This window comes from Pseudomonas sessilinigenes, from assembly GCF_003850565.1.
Lineage (GTDB): Bacteria > Pseudomonadota > Gammaproteobacteria > Pseudomonadales > Pseudomonadaceae > Aquipseudomonas > Aquipseudomonas sessilinigenes.
This window is the reverse complement of record NZ_CP027706.1, coordinates 4,192,970-4,213,672: the sequence shown is the minus strand read 5'-3', so window position 1 is coordinate 4,213,672 and position 20,703 is coordinate 4,192,970. Positions and strand designations below refer to the sequence as shown.

General features: G+C 65.1%; 16 protein-coding genes. 5 read left to right on the top strand and 11 right to left on the bottom strand.

The window, feature by feature from the left end:
* Nucleotides 1-29 precede the first annotated feature (29 nt).
* The 7 genes from fdhA to C4K39_RS19425 all read right to left on the bottom strand — a co-directional run bounded on the left by fdhA (nucleotide 30) and on the right by C4K39_RS19425 (nucleotide 9,013).
* On the bottom strand, nucleotides 30-1,229 hold the full coding sequence (gene fdhA / locus C4K39_RS19455) for a formaldehyde dehydrogenase, glutathione-independent (RefSeq protein WP_031320644.1): 1,200 nt from the start codon (nucleotides 1,227-1,229) through the stop codon (nucleotides 30-32).
* A 188-nt stretch (nucleotides 1,230-1,417) separates the two neighbouring features.
* Nucleotides 1,418-2,275 carry a formyltetrahydrofolate deformylase gene (gene purU / locus C4K39_RS19450; RefSeq protein ID WP_085599042.1) on the bottom strand — a complete coding sequence of 286 codons (858 nt, stop codon included), beginning with the start codon at nucleotides 2,273-2,275 and terminating at the stop codon, nucleotides 1,418-1,420.
* A 106-nt stretch (nucleotides 2,276-2,381) separates the two neighbouring features.
* Nucleotides 2,382-3,014, bottom strand: a complete 633-nt coding sequence (locus C4K39_RS19445; protein WP_068583186.1) for a sarcosine oxidase subunit gamma — start codon at nucleotides 3,012-3,014, stop codon at nucleotides 2,382-2,384.
* A 130-nt stretch (nucleotides 3,015-3,144) separates the two neighbouring features.
* On the bottom strand, nucleotides 3,145-6,162 hold the full coding sequence (locus C4K39_RS19440) for a sarcosine oxidase subunit alpha (RefSeq protein ID WP_068605451.1): 3,018 nt from the start codon (nucleotides 6,160-6,162) through the stop codon (nucleotides 3,145-3,147).
* Nucleotides 6,159-6,461: a sarcosine oxidase subunit delta gene (locus C4K39_RS19435; protein ID WP_022641500.1), complete on the bottom strand. Its 303-nt coding sequence runs from the start codon at nucleotides 6,459-6,461 to the stop codon at nucleotides 6,159-6,161. Before C4K39_RS19435 ends, C4K39_RS19440 begins: the two co-directional genes overlap by 4 nt.
* A gap of 24 nt (nucleotides 6,462-6,485) precedes the next feature.
* Nucleotides 6,486-7,736, bottom strand: coding sequence for a sarcosine oxidase subunit beta (locus tag C4K39_RS19430; RefSeq protein ID WP_022641501.1), 1,251 nt, complete (start codon nucleotides 7,734-7,736; stop codon nucleotides 6,486-6,488).
* A 23-nt stretch (nucleotides 7,737-7,759) separates the two neighbouring features.
* Nucleotides 7,760-9,013 (bottom strand): serine hydroxymethyltransferase, encoded by a 1,254-nt coding sequence (locus C4K39_RS19425; protein ID WP_124347206.1) that lies wholly within the window; start codon nucleotides 9,011-9,013, stop codon nucleotides 7,760-7,762.
* Between the two features lie 934 nt (nucleotides 9,014-9,947).
* On the opposite strand from C4K39_RS19425, the gene C4K39_RS19415 reads away from it, so the two are divergent.
* On the top strand, nucleotides 9,948-10,211 hold the full coding sequence (locus C4K39_RS19415) for a hypothetical protein (protein WP_053134083.1): 264 nt from the start codon (nucleotides 9,948-9,950) through the stop codon (nucleotides 10,209-10,211).
* A 39-nt stretch (nucleotides 10,212-10,250) separates the two neighbouring features.
* On the opposite strand, the gene C4K39_RS19410 is transcribed toward C4K39_RS19415, so the two are convergent.
* Nucleotides 10,251-11,003 carry a TraX family protein gene (locus C4K39_RS19410; protein ID WP_068583158.1) on the bottom strand — a complete coding sequence of 251 codons (753 nt, stop codon included), beginning with the start codon at nucleotides 11,001-11,003 and terminating at the stop codon, nucleotides 10,251-10,253.
* Nucleotides 11,004-11,118: 115 nt separating this feature from the next.
* Here C4K39_RS19410 and C4K39_RS19405 point away from each other — a divergent pair, with 115 nt between their 5' ends.
* From C4K39_RS19405 to C4K39_RS19395, 3 genes are all read left to right on the top strand, one after another.
* The gene (locus C4K39_RS19405) at nucleotides 11,119-12,159 is read left to right on the top strand and encodes a threonine aldolase family protein (protein WP_068583155.1); all 1,041 of its coding nucleotides are present in this window, start codon (nucleotides 11,119-11,121) and stop codon (nucleotides 12,157-12,159) included.
* Between the two features lie 169 nt (nucleotides 12,160-12,328).
* Entirely contained in the window at nucleotides 12,329-13,774 is a 1,446-nt protein-coding gene (locus tag C4K39_RS19400) for a purine-cytosine permease family protein (protein ID WP_124347204.1), read from the top strand.
* On the top strand, nucleotides 13,771-14,595 hold the full coding sequence (locus C4K39_RS19395) for a nitrilase-related carbon-nitrogen hydrolase (RefSeq protein WP_068583149.1): 825 nt from the start codon (nucleotides 13,771-13,773) through the stop codon (nucleotides 14,593-14,595). Before C4K39_RS19400 ends, C4K39_RS19395 begins: the two co-directional genes overlap by 4 nt.
* Nucleotides 14,596-14,664: 69 nt before the next feature.
* On the opposite strand, the gene gbcB is transcribed toward C4K39_RS19395, so the two are convergent.
* Nucleotides 14,665-15,765 carry a glycine betaine monooxygenase reductase subunit gene (gbcB, locus tag C4K39_RS19390; RefSeq protein ID WP_022641507.1) on the bottom strand — a complete coding sequence of 367 codons (1,101 nt, stop codon included), beginning with the start codon at nucleotides 15,763-15,765 and terminating at the stop codon, nucleotides 14,665-14,667.
* A 291-nt stretch (nucleotides 15,766-16,056) separates the two neighbouring features.
* Between gbcB and gbca the strand changes: the two genes are divergently transcribed.
* A complete protein-coding gene (gbca, locus tag C4K39_RS19385; protein WP_022641508.1) occupies nucleotides 16,057-17,349 on the top strand; it encodes a glycine betaine monooxygenase oxygenase subunit in 1,293 nt (430 codons plus the stop codon).
* Nucleotides 17,350-17,476: 127 nt separating this feature from the next.
* Here gbca and C4K39_RS19380 read toward each other — a convergent pair whose 3' ends face one another.
* A complete protein-coding gene (locus C4K39_RS19380) occupies nucleotides 17,477-18,766 on the bottom strand; it encodes a metallophosphoesterase (protein ID WP_068583146.1) in 1,290 nt (429 codons plus the stop codon).
* Between the two features lie 46 nt (nucleotides 18,767-18,812).
* Complete coding sequence (locus C4K39_RS19375; protein ID WP_068583143.1) at nucleotides 18,813-20,681, bottom strand: c-type cytochrome; 1,869 nt, start codon at nucleotides 20,679-20,681, stop codon at nucleotides 18,813-18,815.
* Nucleotides 20,682-20,703: the final 22 nt, after the last annotated feature.

Sequence of the window (20,703 nt, the reverse complement as noted above, 5' to 3'; positions counted from 1 at the left end):
AGGGTCGCCCTTTGTCGCTATCGCAGGGTTCAGGCGGCGCTGAACAGCTTGTGCGGATCGATGACAAATTTCTTCGGCACGCCGGCATCGAACTCGCCGTAGCCACGTGGCGCGTCGTCGAGGCTGATGACCTGCACGCCCACCACTTCGGCGATGTTGATCCGGTCCCACATGATGGCTTGCATCAACTGGCGGTTGTACTTCATCACCGGGGTCTGGCCGGTATGAAAGCTATGGGACTTGGCCCAGCCCAGGCCGAAGCGAATGCTCAGGCTGCCCAGCTTGGCGGCGGCATCCACCGCGCCCGGATCTTCGGTGACGTACAGCCCGGGAATACCGATCTTGCCCGCCACCCGCACCACGCCCATCAGCGAGTTGAGCACGGTGGCCGGGGCCTCGTGCTGGGCACCGGCATGGCCATGGCCGCGGGCTTCGAAGCCCACCGCATCCACCGCGCAATCCACTTCCGGCTCGCCCAGCAAGGCGGCGATCTGCTCGTGCAGCGGGGTGTCCTTGGACAGGTCGGCGATCTCGAAACCCTGGGCCTTGGCATGGGCCAGGCGCACTGGGTTGACGTCACCGACGATCACCACTGCCGCTCCCAGCAGGCGCGCGGAAGCCGCCGCTGCCAGGCCCACCGGGCCAGCACCGGCCACATACACAGTGCTACCGGGGCCGACACCGGCGGTCACCGCGCCGTGGTAGCCGGTAGGCAGGATGTCGGACAGGCAGGTCAGGTCGCGGATCTTCTCCATGGCCTTGTCGCGGTCCGGCAGCTTCAGCAGGTTGAAGTCGGCATAAGGCACCAGTACGTACTCGGCCTGGCCACCGGTCCAGTCGCCCATGTCGACGTAGCCATAGGCACCGCCGGCGCGGGCCGGGTTGACGGTCAGGCAGACCCCGGTGTGCTGCTCCTTGCAGGAACGGCAGCGCCCGCAAGCCACGTTGAACGGCACCGAGACCAGGTCACCGATCTTCAGGTTCTCGACGTCGCTGCCCTTCTCGATCACCTCGCCGGTGATCTCATGGCCCAGCACCAGGCCGACCTGGGCGGTGGTACGGCCACGGACCATGTGCTGGTCCGAACCGCAGATGTTGGTGGAAACCACGCGCAGGATGACACCGTGCTCGATCTTCCTGCCGCGTGGGTCCTGCATTTTCGGATAGTCGATCTTCTGTACCTCGACCTTGCCGCTGCCCAGATACACCACACCACGATTACCAGACATGCTTGTCACCTCTGTAGTTGTTGTTGTGACGAAAGTGGAGCCAGCTTCAAGCGGCAAGCTTCGAGCCGCAAGAAGAGTACACACCGCGTTCTTGCGGCTTGGAGCGTGTCGCTTTTTTGCTTGTCGCCTCTCGCTTGCAGCTTGAGGCTTGCAGCTTGAGGCTTGTCGCTTGAAGCTTGTCGCTTGCTTCAAAGCACTACCGTGCGGTTGCCGTTGAGGAACACCCGGCGCTCGATGTGGTAACCCACCGCCCGGGCCAGGGTCAGGCATTCGATATCGCGGCCCTTGGCGATCAGGTCCTCGGGGTAGTAGCTGTGGTCCACCACCTCCACGCCCTGGGCGATGATCGGGCCCTCGTCCAGGTCATTGTTGATGTAGTGGGCGGTGGCCCCCACCAGCTTCACGCCCTTGTTGTAGGCCTGGTGGTAGGGCTTGGCGCCCTTGAACCCCGGCAACAGCGAGTGGTGGATGTTGATCGCCTTGCCGTCGAGCTTGCGGCACAGGTCCGGCGACAGCACCTGCATGTAGCGGGCGAGGATCACCAGCTCGGCGCCGGACGCCTCGATCACCTGCCACACCTGGCGCTCCTGGCCCGGCTTGTCGTTGGGGTCGAGGGGGAAATGGTGGTAGGGAATCTGGTGCCAGTCGGCCAGGGGCTTGAGGTCCGGGTGGTTGGACACCACCGCCACCACGTCCATGGGCAACTGGCCGATGCGCTGGCGATAGAGCAGGTCGTTGAGGCAGTGATCGGCCTTGGAGACCATGATCACCACCTTTGGCCGGTAATGCGGGGCTGTCAGCTCGAAGTTCATCTCAAAGGCCCTGGCGCGCTCGGCCAGACCCTCGCGAAAGCCCTCCTCGTCGAGGCCATCGGGCTGGCGGAACTCCACGCGAATGAAGAACCGCCCCGAGAGCCGGTCGTCGAAGGAGTGGTGCTCGGTGACGTAGCAGCCCTGCTCGAACAGGAAGCGGGTCACCGCGTCCACCGTGCCGAGCACGCTGGGGCAGTCGGCGGTCAAGATCCATGTGTCGGGGGCGCGGCTCATGCTGGACAACTCCTGTTCTTGATAGGCAACCGCTACGCGGTCGAATCGCGGGCAGCCTCGCTCCTACAATCCCGACGCAGGCGCGAGGCATGCTGGCGACAAGGGTTCAGGCCTGAACGCTGAGGCCGTATTCGGCCGCGGCATCCTGCAACCACAGCCACCAGTAGTCGGAGAAGCTGCGGCGCACCAGCAGCTCCCAGGTTTCCTCGCCGGTACGGCGGATCACCAGCTGCGACTTGGCGAACACCGTGCCCACAGCCTTGCCCACCGGGAAGTTGCTGGGGTGCACGTCGTAACTGGTGGATTTCATCAGCACCCGGCGCACATCGGGGCCGGACAGCTCGAGGATCTGCTGGCCACCGCTGACGTTGACGATCTGGATATGCAACTCGCCCAGGGCCTCGCGCAGCTTCTGCTCGGCAGCGAACTCCTCGCCACCGGGCACGATCAACAGCCACTCGTCCGGCCCCAGCCATTGCAGGCTGGTCTCGCCCTTGCTCACCAGGGTCAAGGCGGCCGGCAGTTCCAGGCCCAGGGCCTTGTGCACCCCCGCGGCGAAGGCCGGGTCATGGCCATCGCCACGCAGGGTCAGGTGACCGAGGAGTTTTTTCTCGCGCAGGATCACCCCGGCGTTCTTGCGGCCCTTGCCCACCAGGCTCGGCAGGTCGGCGTGGTGCAATGGCGATTGCGCCTTGGCTTCGTCGTTCGGGCGCTGTTGGTAAACGTTGACTGCGGTCATAGAGCACCTGTCTTCAAATTCTTGCATCACACCCGTAGGAGCGGAGCTTGCCAGCGATGAGCACAACGCGCTCTGGCTGAGGCGCTGCGCCTATCGTTTCGCGGGCAAGCCTCGCTCCTACGGGATCTGGTTAGACGTTCTGCCGATCGCCCTTGGGATCGAAGAACACCGAAGAAACGATTTCCGCCTCGATCACCCGGCCATCGGCCAGGGGCGCGAAGACCCGCTCGCCCAAGCGCTTGAGGCCACCCTTGACCACCGCCAGGGCAAAGGAATACCCCAGGGAGTTGTGGGCGTAGCTGGAGGTCACGTGACCGACCATGCTCATGGGGATCGCCTGCTTGGGGTTGAACACCAGCTGCGCGCCCTCGGGCAGCCACTGGGTCGGGTCCAGCGGCTTGAGGCCCACCAGTTGCTTGCGTTCCTCGCGCACGCAGTCCTCGCGGTTCATCCCGCGCCAGCCGATCCACGAGAACGGCTTGGTACGGCCCACGCACCAGCCCATGTTCAGGTCATCCGGGGTCATGGAGCCGTCGGTGTCCTGGCCGACGATGATGAAACCCTTCTCGGCCCGTAGCACGTGCATGGTCTCGGTGCCGTAAGGGGTCAGGTTGTACTTCTTGCCCGCCTCGACGATCTGCTCCAGCACGCCCATGGCGTAGTTGGCCTGGACGTTGACCTCGTAGGACAGCTCGCCAGTGAACGAAATCCGGAACACCCGGGCCGGCACGCCGCCCACCAGGCCTTCCTTCCAGGTCATGAACGGGAAACCGTCCTTGTCCAGGTCGATGTCGGTCACTTCGCTGAGCAGCTTGCGGCTGTTGGGGCCGGACAAGGTCAGGGTGGCCCAGTGGTCGGTGACCGAGGTGAAGTACACCTTCAGGTCCGGCCATTCGGTCTGCTGGTAGATCTCCAGCCATTGCAGCACCCGGGCCGCGCCACCGGTGGTGGTGGTCATCAGGAAGTGGTTGTCGGCCAGGCAGGCGGTGACGCCGTCGTCGAAGACCATGCCGTCTTCCTTGCACATCAGGCCGTAGCGGGCCTTGCCCACGTCGAGCTTGGTCCAGGCATTGGTGTAGATGCGGTTGAGGAACTCACGGGCATCCGGCCCCTGGATATCGATCTTGCCCAAGGTCGAGGCGTCCAGCAGGCCGACGCTGTCGCGCACGGCCTGGCATTCGCGCTTGACCGCGGCATGCAGGTCTTCGCCGTTCTTCGGGAAGTACCAGGGACGCTTCCACTGGCCGACGTCCTCGAACTCGGCGCCGTTCTGCACATGCCAGGCATGCAGCGCGGTAAAGCGCACCGGCTCGAAGATATGCCCGCAATGACGACCGGCCACGGCGCCAAAGGTGATCGGCGTGTAGTTCGGGCGGAACATCGTGGTGCCCATCTGCGGGATGCTGACGTTCAGCGAACGGGCGGCGATGGCCAGGCCGTTGACGTTGCCCAGCTTGCCCTGGTCGGTACCGAAGCCCAGGGCGGTGTAGCGCTTGACGTGCTCCACCGACTCGAAGCCCTCGCGGGTCGCCAGTTCGATGGCGGCAGCGGTGACGTCGTTCTGCAGGTCGACGAACTGCTTGGGCGCCCGTGCGGTGCCTTTTTCATGGGGCACCTGGAACAGCGCCAGGGTGGGCTCTTCATGCCGGGCCAGGGCCTTGGGCAACACACCCTCGACTACCTGGAACCCAGCCTCGCTGGCCGCGCGCACGCCGCCTTCGAAACCATCGGCCAGGGAGTCGCCCAGGCTGTAGACACCATTGATGCCGCCCACGCACACGCGTTTCTGCGGCGCTTCGCCCGGTACGAAACCGAGGATGTCTTCGCGCCATACCGGCTTGCCGCCCAGGTGCGAAGCCAGGTGCACCACCGGGCTGTAGCCGCCGGAGCTGGCGATCAGGTCGCAGTCGAGCCACTCGCCGGGGCTGGTGACCTTGTGCGCCTTGACGTCGATGGCCGCCACCCGGGCGCCGGTCACGTGCTTGCTGCCGCGGGCCTCGATCACCGCGCTGGACGTCAGGATACGAATGCCCTTGGCCCGTGCTTCCTCCACCAGGGCACCACGGGGGTTGTGCCGGGCATCGGCGATGGCCACCACGTTCAGGCTGGCGTCGAGCCAGTCCAGGGCCACGCGATAGGCATGGTCGTTGTTGGTGGACAGCACCAGTTTCTTGCCCGGGGCCACGCCGTAGCGACGCACGTAGGTGGAAACCGCGCCCGCGAGCATGTTGCCCGGTACGTCGTTGTTGCCGTATACCAGCGGCCGCTCGTGGGCGCCGGTGGCCAGCACCACACGCTTGGCCCGCACCCGGTGGATGCGCTGGCGCACCTGGCCGATGGGCGCACGGTCCCCCAGGTGGTCGGTGAGGCGTTCGTGAATGGTCAGGAAGTTGTGGTCGTGATAGCCGTTGACCGTGGCCCGCGGCAGCAGGATCACTTCCGGCAGGGCCTTGAGCTCGGCCAGGGCGCTGGCCACCCACTCGGCGGCAGGCTTGCCGTCCAGGCTCTCGCGGCTGTCCAGCAGGCTGCCGCCGAACTCTTCCTGCTCATCGGCGAGGATCACCCGCGCACCGCTGCGAGCGGCAGCCAGGGCGGCGGCCAGGCCCGCAGGCCCGGCACCGACCACCAGCACGTCGCAGTGGTGGTTCATGTTGTCGTAGCTGTCCGGATCGTTCTCGGTGGGCGAGCGGCCCAGGCCTGCGGCCTTGCGGATGTACTTCTCGTAGGTCATCCAGAACGACTGCGGATACATGAAGGTCTTGTAGTAGAAGCCCGGCGGCATCAGCTTGCCGCCGACCTTGCCGAGAATCCCCATCATGTCGTTGTTGACGCTGGGCCAGCCGTTGGTGCTGGTGGCCACCAGGCCCTGGTACAGCGCCTGCTGGGTGGCCCGCACGTTGGGGACCTGGGTCGCTTCGGTGGCGCCGATCTGCAGCACCGCGTTGGGCTCCTCGCAACCGGCGGCGAAGATGCCCCGGGGCCGCGAGTACTTGAAGCTGCGGCCGATGATATCGACCCCGTTGGCCAGCAGCGCCGAGGCCAGGGTGTCGCCCTCGAAGCCCTTGTAGCTCTGGCCGTTGAAGGTGAAGGTCAGGACCTTGTTGCGGTCGATGCGTCCGCCGTTGGACAGGCGATTGGTCTGGCTCATACCTTCTCTCCCGCAGCCTTGGCGGTGAATTGCGGCTTGGTACCGATCTTGTAGGTTTCGAGGATTTCGTAGGTCACGGTGTCGCGGGTGGCGTTGAAGTACTGGCGGCACCCGGCGGCGTGGATCCACAGCTCGTGGTGCAGGCCACGGGGGTTGTCACGGAAGAACATGTAGTCGCCCCACTGCTCGTCGGTGCAGGCATTGGGGTCCAGCGGCCGAGGGATATGGGCCTGGCCGGACGAATGGAATTCCTCTTCGGAGCGCAGCTCGCCGCAGTGAGGACAGAAGATATGCAACATGGGATTTTCTCCTCGGACCGCTGATTAGTGGGCGACGGCCGCAGCGCCATGTTCGTCAATGAGGGCGCCGTTGTGGAAACGGTCGATGGAGAACGGCGCGGCCAGCGGGTGCATCTCGCCCTTGGCCAGGCTGGCGGCAAAGACGTTGCCCGAGCCCGGGGTGGCCTTGAAGCCGCCGGTACCCCAGCCGCAGTTGAAGAACATGTTCGGCACCGGGGTCTTGGAAATGATCGGGCAGGCATCCGGGCTGGTATCGACGATGCCGCCCCACTGGCGGTTCATGCGCACCCGGGAAAGGATCGGGAACATCTCGACGATGGCCTGGATGGTGTGCTCGATCACCGGATAGGAACCGCGCTGGCCATAACCGACCCAACCGTCGATGCCCGCACCGATCACCAGGTCGCCCTTGTCGGACTGGCTGATGTAGCCGTGCACTGCGTTGGACATGATCACGCTGTCGATGATCGGCTTGATCGGCTCCGATACCAGCGCTTGCAGCGGGTGCGACTCGATCGGCAGGCGAAAGCCCGCCAGCTTGGCCATGTGCCCGGAGTTACCGGCGGTGACCACGCCCACGCGCTTGGCCCCGATGAAGCCCTTGGTGGTCTCGACGCCGATGCAGGCGCCGTTTTCCTTGCGAAAGCCGATCACTTCGGTCTGCTGGATCAGGTCCACGCCCAGGGCGTCGGCGGCCCGGGCGAAACCCCAGGCCACGGCATCGTGCCGGGCCACGCCGCCACGGCGCTGGACGGTAGCGCCGAGGATCGGATAACGGGTGTTCTTCGAGCAGTCCAGGTAGGGAATCTCGTCCGCCACCTGCTGGGTGTTGAGCAGCTCGCCATCGATGCCGTTGAGGCGGTTGGCGCTGACCCGGCGCTCGGAGTCACGGATGTCCTGCAGGGTGTGGCACAGGTTGTAGACCCCGCGCTGGGAGAACATCACGTTGTAGTTCAGGTCCTGGGACAGGCCTTCCCAGAGCTTCATCGCATGCTCGTAGAGCTGCGCCGACTCGTCCCACAGGTAGTTGGAACGCACGATGGTGGTATTGCGCGCGGTGTTGCCGCCGCCCAGCCAGCCCTTCTCCACCACCGCGACGTTGGTGATGCCGTGTTCCTTGGCCAGGTAATAGGCCGTGGCCAGGCCATGGCCGCCACCGCCGACGATGACCACGTCGTAGACCTTCTTCGGGGTCGGCGTGCGCCACATGCGCTGCCAGTTTTCATGGTGGCTCAGAGAGTGCTTGAAGAGGCCGAAGCCCGAGTAGCGTTGCATAGTCATTGCTCCAATGGCGGCTCTCAGCGGTAGACCGGGAAATCGGCGCACAGGGTCGTCACCTGGCGGGCGACATTGGCCTCGACATCGGCATCGCCGAGGTGATCGAGAATGTCGCAGATCCAGCCGGCCAGCTCGGTGCACTGGGCGACCTTGAAGCCACGGGTGGTGACCGCCGGGGTACCGATGCGCAGGCCGGAGGTGACGAACGGCGACTGCGGGTCGTTGGGCACGGCGTTCTTGTTCACGGTGATATGGGCGCGGCCCAGGGCGGCATCGGCATCCTTGCCGGTCAGGCCCTGGCGGATCAGGCTGACCAGGAACAGATGGTTATCGGTGCCGCCGGACACTACATCGTAGCCACGTTTGACGAACACGCCGGCCATGGCCTGGGCGTTGTCGATCACCTGCTTCTGGTAGGCCTTGAAGCCAGGCTCCAGGGCCTCTTTGAAACACACCGCCTTGGCCGCGATCACATGCATCAGCGGGCCGCCCTGGGCGCCGGGGAACACCGCGGCGTTGAGCTTCTTCTCGATCTCTTCGTTGGCCTTGGCCAGGATCAGCCCGCCACGGGGACCGCGCAGGGTCTTGTGGGTGGTGGTGGTGACCACGTCGGCGAACGGGATCGGGTTGGGGTACAAGCCGGCCGCCACCAGCCCGGCAACGTGGGCCATGTCGACGAACAGCAGCGCCCCGACCTTGTCGGCGATCTGCCGGAAGCGCGGGAAATCCAGGGTCTTGGAATAGGCCGAGAAGCCGGCGACGATCATCTTCGGCTGGTGCTCCACGGCCAGGCGCTCGACCTCGTCGTAGTCGATCAGCCCGGTGTTGGTGTCGATCCCGTATTGCACCGCGTTGTACAGCTTGCCCGAGGACGACACCTTGGCCCCGTGGGTCAAGTGCCCGCCGTGGGCCAGGCTCATGCCGAGGATGGTGTCGCCAGCCTGCAGCAAGGCCAGGTACACGGCGCTGTTGGCCGACGAACCGGAATGCGGCTGAACGTTGGCGTAGTCGGCACCGAACAACTGCTTGGCCCTCTCGATGGCCAGGGCCTCGACCTTGTCCACATGCTCACAACCGCCGTAGTAGCGCTTGCCCGGGTACCCTTCGGCGTACTTGTTGGTCAAGCCGCTGCCCTGGGCCTGCATCACTCGCTTGCTGGTGTAGTTCTCCGACGCAATCAGCTCGATGTGGTCTTCCTGGCGCTGCTCCTCGGCATTGATCGCCGCCAGCAGTGCATCGTCGTAGCCCTGGATCTGGTCTTGCTTGCTGAACATCACGTCTCTCCCAGCGGCGGCGCTGCGCCTTTCGTCTCGGTGAGGCCAGCCCTGAAGCTGCGCCCTTTGGATGCGATGGTATGACCGCCACGCAGAGCCCAGATGCCTATGGACGCCACGCAAAGATGCGTTTACGACATACCCCGGCGCCCACAGACAAATGCACCGGACAAAGGCTCTAGCCCCAGCCTCCCACCCCCACACCCCACGGCCACTACGCGCCCGTACGCAGCCTTCGGCAGCGGCTACACGAAGCGATGCCAAACACGCACACCCCACCCGCGATGCGCCGCCCGGTAGGGCGCGCCGTACGCTAGTGATCTTGATTCACCCGCCCCCTGGGAAGGCCGAGTGCAGGTGCTTATCAGGGGAATGGCGCGCAGCGCCCCTCGACGCAGTCGAGGACATCGCTGGAAGCGATGCCCCCTGAGAAGTACCGGAACGAGGGAACCCGAGCGCAGCGAGTGGCCGGACGTGGGGGCAAGCGTTTTTGGTTACTTTTTTGGCGTTTGAAAAAAGTGACCCGCCGTAAGGGCGGAACCATAAGCAAGCCACCCCACCGCCAACGGATATGTACTCCATCCCCAGGGCACCTGGCCGGCTACCAGGCCGCCAAGCCCCAAGGCCGATCCTACAAAACTTGCAGAACCGTCTGGCTTGCCGCCCACACCCCCTCCCCCCATGCTCCCCATTCGCCCAAACGGCGACCGGGTTTGGCGACCTGGAACTCAGCTAAGAGCAGACATGCTTGCACCGCTTACCGTCGAGCCTCTATGGTCGCGGCGATGTGTTATGGCGGCTGTACGCGGGAGATCTCCGGATCTGCCGATCCTACTGCTCGTAGCTGAGTCGGTTCGCCAACCCGCGTACAGCTGCCACCTTTTCGTTTGAAGACGACTGGGCAGCTCCTCTTATCTACGACGGAGCCTTCGCCATGACTCATCAATACATCCCCATCACCGGCATCGACTGCACCATCCCCTGCCTGTTCATCGACAAAACCGCCCCACTGGACGTCCTCCACGCCAACGGCACCACCCGCCTGCTGGCCATCACCCAGCTGTTCGAAAGCCTCTCGCGCACCGAGCTGAAACACGCCGACCACACCGACCTGCAACACATCGCCCACGTCGCCGCTATCCTCCTGCGCGACAGTTGCGACCTGCTAGGCGTGATGGGCTGGCGGCTCCAGGCCTGAACCGAATACGCTCCGCCCCCGACAGGGTGCGGAGCATCCTCATGGCGCAACGCCCTCCAACACCTGCCTCACCCCCAACAACAACAAAAAATGCCCCGGATACAACCAATAGGCCCACCGCCGCATCGCCGGCACCCACCCTCCACCACGCATCCCCCGCAACAGCCACATCCCCAGCCCCGGCGCCAGCAGACAAGCGACCAACCCCCAACCCGCCAGCGGATTACCCAGGCGCGCCGCCGCAAACAGCACCTCCCACTGATTGCCCGCCAGGCACACCACCCCCGTCAGCACGGCGAAATACCAACGCCGGCGCAACACCAACAGCAAGGCCAATGGCAGCAGCACCCCGAACGCACCGAACATCAGCCACCGCGAAAACCCCACCGCCAGCCCCAGGGCTACCACCCCCAAAACCAGGTCAAGACCACTACGCCGCTGCCAGCCCCGCGCCACCAGCAACCCCAGGGCCAGGGTCGGCAGCACGTTCAGGGTGTCGGGCTCGGGAACGAACAACCGGTAGGGAATTTCACTGAGCCCGCTGAAGGCCAGCAGCCAACCCAGGTAGCGCCACTGCCCGGGCCGCCGCGCAGCGCCAACGCGCCAAAGATTGGCCGCCATCGCCAGGCAGAACCAGGGAAACGCCAGGCGTCCGGGCACATACAGCCAGTCCAGCTCCAGGCCCACATAGCGCAAGTGGTCCAGGACCATGCTCAACAGCGCCAGCCACTTCAGCGCATCCAGTGCGCCGTCGCGGTTCGGGGGAACAGGGGTCAATATCGCGTCACGCATAAATCCTCATGTGCCATGCATTATTACGCGCTAACAGAGCGTGTGCGGGGCCGTTATTCTTGGGTAAAGTGCGCACCATAATCGACCACGGAACCCTCTCATACGGAAGCCGGCCATGACCGACAAGAGCCAACAATTCGCCAGCGACAACTACTCCGGTATCTGCCCCGAGGCCTGGGCCGCCATGGAACAGGCCAACCATGGCCACGACCGCGCCTACGGCGACGACCAGTGGACCGCCCGCGCGGCGGATCATTTCCGCCGCCTGTTCGAGACCGACTGCGAAGTGTTCTTCGCCTTCAACGGCACCGCCGCCAACTCCCTGGCCCTGTCGTCGCTGTGCCAGAGCTATCACAGCGTGATCTGCTCGGAAACCGCCCACGTCGAGACCGACGAATGCGGCGCCCCGGAATTTTTCTCCAACGGTTCCAAGCTGCTGATCGCCGGCACCGAGAACGGCAAGATCACCCCGGCTTCGATCCGCGAAGTGGCCCTCAAGCGCCAGGACATCCACTACCCCAAGCCCCGGGTCGTGACCCTGACCCAGGCCACCGAGGTCGGCAGCGTCTACACCCCGCAAGAAGTACGCGCCATCAGCGACACCTGCAAGGAACTGGGCCTGAACCTGCACATGGACGGCGCGCGGTTCTCCAACGCCTGCGCCTTCCTCGGCTGCTCGCCCGCAGAGCTGACCTGGAAGGCCGGGGTCGATGTGCTGTGCTTCGGCGGCACCAAGAACGGCATGGCAGTGGGTGAGGCGATCCTGTTCTTCAACCACAAGCTGGCCGAAGACTTCGACTACCGCTGCAAGCAGGCTGGCCAGCTGGCCTCGAAGATGCGCTTCCTCTCGGCGCCCTGGGTCGGCCTGCTGGAGAACGATGCCTGGCTCAAGTACGGCCACCACGCCAACCACTGCGCGCAACTGCTGGCCAAGCTGGTGGAAGACATCCCCGGCGTGGAACTGATGTTCCCGGTGCAGGCCAACGGCGTGTTCCTGCAACTCTCGGAGCCGGCCCTGGCCGCGCTGACCGCCCGGGGCTGGCGCTTCTACACCTTCATCGGCAAGGGCGGCGCGCGCTTCATGTGCTCCTGGGACACCGAGGAAGAGCGCGTGCGCGAGCTGGCGGCGGACATCCGCACCGTGATGAGCGCCTGACCCACGCGCCTGGCGAGGCAGCCCGCGCCTCGCTCAAAAGCCGGCCCCTGCGCGGGGCCGGCCATCAGTTCACAAATTCCTGAACTGATTATTTGCCTTCACTGATTCAACATCCGCGTCCTATATCAGAGACTCCGGGGTCGTCCTATAAAAACAAAGGCACCGCCCCATGACGACCACCTCCTGCGCTACCGCGAAAGCCCCGCCTGCGTCCCTCAAGATCGAAACCCGCTCCATCGACTATGTGCCGCGCAACGAGCGCCACGGCAAGGTCTGGCACCAGGGTCCGTTCTGGTTCACCGGCAACTTCGTACTCACCACCATGGTCACCGGCTTCACCGGCGCGGCCCTGGGCCTGGCCCTGCAATACGCGATCCTGGCCATCGTCATCGGCGTCTGCCTGGGCACCTTCTGCATGGCCTTCCATGCCAACCAGGGGCCACGCATGGGCCTGCCGCAGATGATCCAGTCCCGCGCCCAGTTCGGCCTGCGCGGCGCCATCGTGCCCTTCACCGCCGTGGTGTTCGTCTACATCGGCTTCAACGTGTTCAACGTGATCCTGGCCACCGATGCCATCAACACCGTGATCCCCGGCGCACGAGCGCCCTGGTACTCGCTGATGATCGCCATCGCGGTGCTGATCGCGGTGGTCGGCCACGACCTGCTGCACAGCGTGCAGCGCTGGCTGACCTACGTGATGATCAGCGTGTTCGCGGTGCTCACCGTCAGCGCCCTGATGACCCTGCAAGCCGACTCGGCGGTGGCCGATGCGCACTTTTCCTGGTCGGCATTCCTGATCCAGCTGTCGGCCGCCGCCGGCTACCAGATCAGCTATTCGGTGTACGTCTCCGACTACTCGCGCTACCTGCCGCACCAGACTCCGTCGCGCCAGGTGATCTTCTGGACCTACCTGGGCGCCGCCGGCTCGGCCCTGTGGCTGATGTCCCTGGGCGCGTTCCTGGCCTCGGCCCTGCCCTCGCCGGACGCCATCGCCAGCGTGCGCGACGTCGGCAACCGGTTGATCCCGGGCTTCGGCACCTTCACCGTGCTGATCGCGGTGCCGGCGCTGGTGGGCATCATGGCGGTCAACTGCTACGGCGCCATGCTCACCGGCATCAGCGCCATCGACGGCTTCAAGTCGATCAAGCCCGACCTCAAGAGCCGGGTCGCCGGAATCCTGCTGGTGGCGGCGGTGATCTTCCTGATCGCCCTGAACATTCCCGAGAGCTACCTGGGCAGCTTCAACACCTTCGTGCTGCTGATGCTGTACTTCCTGGTGCCCTGGACCGCCGTGAACCTGGCGGACTTCTACCTGGTACGCAAAGGCCACTACGCCATCAGCGACATCTTCAACCCCGCCGGCATCTACGGCCGCTGGTCCGCCGCCGGGCTCACCGCGTACTTCCTCGGCCTGCTGGCGATGGTGCCGTTCATGTCCCTGAGCTTCTACCAGGGCCCGCTGGCCCTGGCCCTGGGCGGCGCCGACATCGCCTTCGTGATCGGCCTGGCGGTGGCCGGGCTGATCTACTGGGCCCTGACCCGCAACCTGGACCTGGCCGCTGAAGAACGCGCCATCCAGGCCAGCGAACAAACCCTGGAAGGAGCGGCCCGATGAATACCCCGAGCACCTTGAAAGTAGCCTGCCAGCAACTGGCGCCACGCATCGGCGAGCTGGACTACAACCGCGAGCTCGGCGCCACGGCGATCCGCCAGGCCGCCGCCCGGGGCGCCCAGGTGGTGGTGCTGCCGGAGCTGGTGCAGAGCGGCTACCTGTTCCACGACCGGCAGGAGGCCCTGGCCCTCTCGGAGACCCTGGACGGCCCCACCCTTAGCCTGTGGAAGGCGTTGGCCGAAGAGCTGCAGGTGGTGATCGTCGGTGGCTTCTGCGAGCGCCTGGAGCAAGGCCAGGTGGCCAACAGCGCGGCCCTGGTCGAGCCGGAAGGGGCTGTCACCCTTTACCGCAAAGCCCACCTGTGGGATGGCGAGAACCTGATCTTCACCCCTGGCAACGAGCCACCGCCGGTGGTGGCCACGCGCTTTGGGCCGATCGCCGTGATGATCTGCTACGACCTGGAGTTTCCCGAGTGGGTGCGCCTGCCGGCCCTGGCCGGGGCGGCGCTGCTGTGCGCGCCGGTGAACTGGCCCAACGGGCCGCGACCGGCCGGCGAACGCCCGGCGGAGATGGTCCGGGTGCAGGCCAATGCGGCGGTCAACCGGATGTTCATCGCCGCCTGCGACCGCTGTGGCGAGGAACGTGGAGTGGATTGGGTCGGCGGCTCGACCATCGTCGACGCCGATGGCTATCCGCTGGCCGGCCGCGAGCGCCAAGCCAGTGCACAGTTGCTGCTGGCGGAGCTGGACCTGGGCCAGGCCTGGCACAAGTCCATCAGCGAGCACAACCATGTGCACCTGGACCGCCGCCCGGCGTTGTATTGAGCGCAAGGCCTGGTTGCGAGAGCAAGCTGCCTGTGGCGAGGCAGCTTGCTCCCGCGCCACGAAAGCCGATCAGAACTCCACGCGCACATCGCCCTTGGGCACGCTGCAGCACGACAGGATGTAGCCTTCGGCTTCGTCTTCCTCGGTGATCCCGCCGTTGTGCTCCATTTCCACCTCGCCCCCCAGCTTGAGCACCTTGCAGGTGCCGCAGATGCCCATGCCGCAGGCCTTGGGGATCATCAGGCCAAGCTTGGCCGCCGCCGCGTGCACGGTCTCCCCCGGGGCCACGCGGATGCTCTTGCCCGAGGCGGTGAACTCCACCTGGTGCAGGTCGGCGGCATCCACCTCCGGTGCCTCGGCGGCCTGTTCGGCCTGCTCCACCGCATCGGCCCGGGCATCGGCCGGCGTCGCGCCGAACGACTCCTCGTGGTAGCGGGTCATGTCGAAGCCGGCGGCCTCCAGCAGGCGCTTGACCGCGTGCATGTAGGGCGTGGGACCGCAGCAGAACACCTCCCGCTCGAGGAAGTCCGGCGCCATCAGCTCCAGCATCTTGTGGTTGAGATAGCCGCGATAACCGGCCCAGGGCTCGCCCAGGCCGTGGCGTTCGCAGATCAGGTGCAGGCTGAAGTTGTCGATCCGCGAGGCCATGTGCTCCAGCTCGCGGTGGTAGATGATGTCCTTGGGCGAGCGGGCGCTGTGGATGAACACCATGTCGACATTGGCGTTGGTGTCGTAGAACCAGCGCGCCATGGACATCACCGGAGTGATGCCGACCCCGCCGCTGAGGTAGAGGATCTTAGGGTTGGGGAAGTCGATGGCGTTGAACAACCCCACCGGCCCGTGTACCGCCAGCTCCTGGCCCTCGTGAAGGGTGTCGTGCAGGTGGTTGGAGACCTTGCCGCCGGGCACGCGCTTGATGGTCACCGAGAAGCTGTAGGGCACCGACGGCGAACTGGAGATGGTGTAGGAGCGCATCACCGGCTGGCCTTCGATCTCCAGCTCCAGGGTGACGAACTGCCCCGGCTTGAAGAAGAACATGATCGGCTGGTCGGCCATGAAGCAGAAGGTCCGTACGTCCCAGGTTTCCTGGATGACTTTGACGCAACGGACGATGTGACGACCATTGGCCCAGGTCTGGGTGGTTACCGGGTTGAGGAAGGTGTTGGACATGCTGTTCTCCACGGCCGACTGTCGGCGTCTTGCCAGCGATTCTGCGTAAGGCGCCCAGGGCCTGTTTACCTATCCGCGACATTCACATGCTTATCGCGACCAGGCCCCGGCTACAGGGCCTACGGCGTCGGGAACAGATTGGGCCATGTCGCCCATGGATAAGGTTCGCGGCGCCTGCGGACCCACACTCGGCCCCACGACAACAGCTGCTTTTTTCGTGACTTGCGTAGCACCGACCGTAGCCACTCCCTAATACGCCGGCCGCACCGAACGGCCATGAGGACCTGAACGATGGACGTCACCACCCTGAGCCTGGGCGATCCACTGGAACCCGCACGCAAGGCCACCGCGCAGATGCTGCAGGAACGCGAGCGGACCTTCTCCCTGCCGCAACCCTTCTACTGCGACCAAAGGCTGTTCGAAATCGACATGCAGGAGATCTTCCACAAGGAATGGCTGATCGCCGGCATGACCTCGGAGATTCCCACCAAGGGCAACTTCATCACCCTGCAAATCGGCAAGAACCCGATCATCGTCATCCGCGGCGCCGACGGCGTGGTCCACGCCTTCCACAACGTCTGCCGGCACCGTGGCTCGCGCTTGTGCACCAGCGACAAGGGCAAGGTGGCCAAGCTGGTCTGCCCCTACCACCAGTGGACCTACGAAGTGGACGGCCGCCTGCTGTTCGCCGGCACCGAGATGGGCGCCGACTTCGACATGAAGCAGTACAGCCTCAAGCCGGTGCAGGTGAAGACCGCCGGTGGCTACATCTTCATCTCGCTGGCCGAGAACCCGCCGGCCATCGATGACTTCCTGGCGACCCTGGCCCACTACATGGAGCCCTACGACATGGAGAACACCAAGGTGGCGATTACCACCACCTTGATGGAAAAGGCCAACTGGAAACTGGTGCTGGAGAACAACCGCGAGTGCTACCACTGCAATGCCTCGCACCCGGAGTTGCTCAAAACCCTGCTGGAATGGGACGACGTCACCGACCCACGGGCCGACCAGGCCTTCAAGGACCACGTAGCCGCCTCCGCCGCTGCCTGGGAAGCCGAGAAGATCCCCTACGCCCACGCCAGCTTCGGCCTGCGCAACCGTATCGTGCGCATGCCGCTGCTCAAGGGCACCGTGTCCATGACCCTGGACGGCAAGCAGGGCTGCAAGAAACTCATGGGCCGGATCAAGAACCCGGACCTGGGTTCGATGCGCATCCTGCACCTGCCCCATTCGTGGAACCACTGCATGGGCGACCACATCATCGTGTTCACGGTGTGGCCGATCAGTGCCCAGGAAACCATGGTCACCACCAAGTGGCTGGTGCACAAGGACGCCGTGGAAGGCGTGGACTACGACGTGGAGCGCATGCGCCAGGTGTGGGACGCCACCAACGACCAGGACCGGCGCCTGGCCGAAGAGAACCAGCGCGGCATCAACTCCACCGCCTACCAGCCCGGGCCCTACTCCAAGACCTACGAGTTCGGCGTGGTCAACTTCATCGACTGGTACAGCGAGCGCCTGCTCAACAACCTCGGCGCCGAACCGGCGCCCTACCTCAAGGGCGTACCGGTCACCGGCTGAACTGCACCCGAGCGCAGATCCTGACGGCCTGGCAAGCTCGGCAGCGGCTACATGAAACCCATCGGTAGCCGCTGCTGAGCACCAGTGAAGCTGCGCACGACCGCAACGCGGGCGCCAACCCGCGATGTCAGGCCTTGGGCTTGAGCTTGGGCCAGGGCACCCCACCCTTCTCGTTCACGAACTGCTCGGTGATCTGCGCCCCCAGCAGCCTCACCCGGGCATAACCGTTGAACACCCGTAACGGATAGTTGGCATCGCCGGCTCTCTGGGTTTCCGACCACAACACCCCGGGCGCGCCATCCAGCTCGCTGGCATCGCCATAGGGGATCGCCCCGTGGCCGACGCAACGCCCATTCATCACCCCCATGCCCTGGGGATCGGTCTTGGGCGCGTAGAAAATACCGTTGTGCAGGTGCCCCCAGTACCAATAGTCCGGCACGCGATTGCCCAGGGCCTTGCACACCTGGCCGTACAGCGCGGTCGGGGTCTTGCCGGTGATGTCCAGGCCCTGGTGATGGCTGAGCAGGATGATCTTGCGGCCCTGGCCGTGGCTGGCCATCAGGTCGCTGAGCCATTGTTCCTGGACGGCATTGAGGTTGCCGTCCATGTACAGCTGCATCTCATCGGAGGCGTAGGCGCTGTCCAGGCCGATGATCAGCCAGTGGGTGTTGAACAGGGCGAAGTAGCTGGTGTTCTGCTGGTCCGGGAACAGCGTCTGGATCTCGTCGAAGTAGCCATGGGCGCCGCTGTACATCTCATGGTTGGAGTTGAGACTGAACGAGGCCTTGCTGCCCATGGGCCAGGACGCCAGGTTGTTTCTCTCGTCACTGTCGGTACCGGCGTAGTACACATCGCCCAGGTGGATGGTCACGTGCGGCTGGTCCGCAGTGATCAGGTCGGCCACCCGCTGCGCCGCCGACTGGGGCTCGAAGTAGCCGGTGCCCCAATCCCCGGCCAGGTCCAGCAGGACCTCATCGGGGATCTGCAGCAACGCCGGGGTGGTGCCGAAGGTGGCGTGATCGCGCAGGTTCTCGATCCAGGCCACCAGGGCTTCGCTCCACTTCAGGTCCAGCAGTTCCCACTTGCGACAGCCCAGCAGGCTGCCGTCCTTGAGCACCTGGGTCGCCAGCTGGTCCACCGATTGCGGCAGGGGCTGGGCCGTGCCCAGGTGCAGCACCGACATGCCATGGGCCAGCTCCCAGGGCACCGGGGGCTGGCCCGGCGGCAAGTCGCCGTGGGCGATGGTGTATTGCGCCTGGTCGTGGGCGCGCTGTACCAGGTCGAGAATGGCTTGCAGCTCCTTGGGCTCGAGTTGGTTGCGCAGATTCTTCCAGGCCAGGTCGAACCGGGCGATCAGGCCATCGACCCGGGCTTTCACCCGGCCGAATTCCTCTTCCACACTACTTGCCAGTGACATAGCGGTGTCCCTCCTGATAGTCCTGCGGCGGCACGGGTTGCTCGCCTCACAGGGTCTTCATGTATTCGATCAACTGCCATTTCTGCTGCTCGGAAAGCTGCGTGCCATACAGGTGGCCGCCATTGCCGTTGCCTTCTTGGCGGGTGTCGTACTTGAAGTAGGCCGGCCCCTTGGGTGCCGGGCCGTTGGTGATGAACCCGACCTTCTGCGGGTCGTAGATATCCGAGCCGGTGTAGAACACCTGGGGCCGTTGCTCCGGCACCTGCAGCAGGTCCCACAGGCTGGGCACCGAGCCGTTGTGCAGGTAGGGCGCGCGCAGCCAGATGCCATCGGTGGGGGTGTTGCTGTAGCTCTGGGTCTTGCGATAGGCGCCAAAGTCGAAGGGCGGTTTCTTGAAGCCGTGGAAGGCCTGGACCAACCCGGTGGTGAAGGAGTCCAGGCGATGCGGGTCGGTGCCCAAGACCTGGATATCGGTGGTCACCTGGCCGGTGTCGGCCTTGCCGAAATCATGGCAGCCGGCGCAATTGGCCTCCCACAGCGGTTTGCCCTGGGCCACCTTGGCCTGGTCGATGGCGAAGGGCCAAGCCGGCGGCTTGTGCCCCAGCAGCCAGTTGGTGACCCGGTTGAAGCTTGCCGGCAACACCGACTCCGGCGTCGCCCCCACGGCCATCGCCGCGGCGTAGTTGCGCTCGCGGATCTGGTTGTTGTTGCCATCCCAGTGCAGGTACATCGACTCCCGGGGCTTCTGGTTCCAGATCTGCGGCAGGTCCACGGTGCCGATGGTGGAGTCGTCGGGGAAACCGAACACCACCATCTTGGTCGGGTTGAAGGTGTCGGTGCGCCCCGGCCCCTGCGCCGGCCGCAGCTTCTGCCAGGCATAGGCCTGTTTCTGCTTGAGCAGCGCGCTCTTGGCCATGGGCATGATCAGGTAGCGGTTGTACAGGCGCTCGACCAGGCCCAGCTGGAACTTGGCGTTGATCGCGTTCATCAGCGCATCGATGGTGAATTTCGGATCGCTGGCGCAATCGTAGGCGAACCACTGGAAGGCCTGGAGCTGCATCAGGTTGGCCGGGGCGGTGGGCACTACCTGGGACACATCGCCGGCACTGGCCCGGTAGGCCCCGGTATGGCACAGGGCGCAATTGGGCTCCACCGTCGGATAGCCCAGCTGCCGCTTGGCCATGCCCACCGGCAGGTCGCGGCCATGTTCATAGAGGAAGCCGAAAACCTCGTAGCCACCGGGCCGGGGCATCTTCTCCGGGCACAGCTGCGGCAGCACGGCGAACAGGTAGTAGGGAATCCGCGCCTCGATCCCCAGGCCGATGGCCGCGTACTTGAAGTGATCCTCGTCGGAGGCTTCCGGCGGTTGCGGCACCTCACGCAGCATGTTGACCCAGGTTGCATAACCCACCAGCCCCAGGGCCAGCAGCACCACCAAGGTCGCCACGCGAAAGCCCTGCCGCCGCCACCGACTCTCCCAGCCCTGGCACCCGGCGTGCAGCCCGGCCTTGAGCAGGGCCCAGGGCCGATTGGCCGGGGCACTGCCCAGGTACAGCAAGATGCCCAGCACCAGGAACATGCCCAGGTCGCCCATGAGCATGGGCACGAACACCTGGGACTGGTTGCTGGTGTCGATCAGGTAGATCCAGAACACCACCGCCACCAGCCTCGACAATACGCAGAGCCAGGAATGCACCACGTAGCGCGGCGCATTGAAGCCCGAGGGCATGTAGAACAGGCTGATGCCCACCAGCAGCATGCCGGCGTTCTCCAGCCAGGGATCGGACAGCACCGGCGGCAGGCCGACCACGGCAGTCAGCAAGGCCGGGGCGAACAGCGCTGGCAGGGCGAACACCATGTTCATGGCGATGCCCAGCCAGATGAAGCGTTGGAACCAGCGGATATATGCGTTCATCCCTCTCACCCTCGCCTGGATA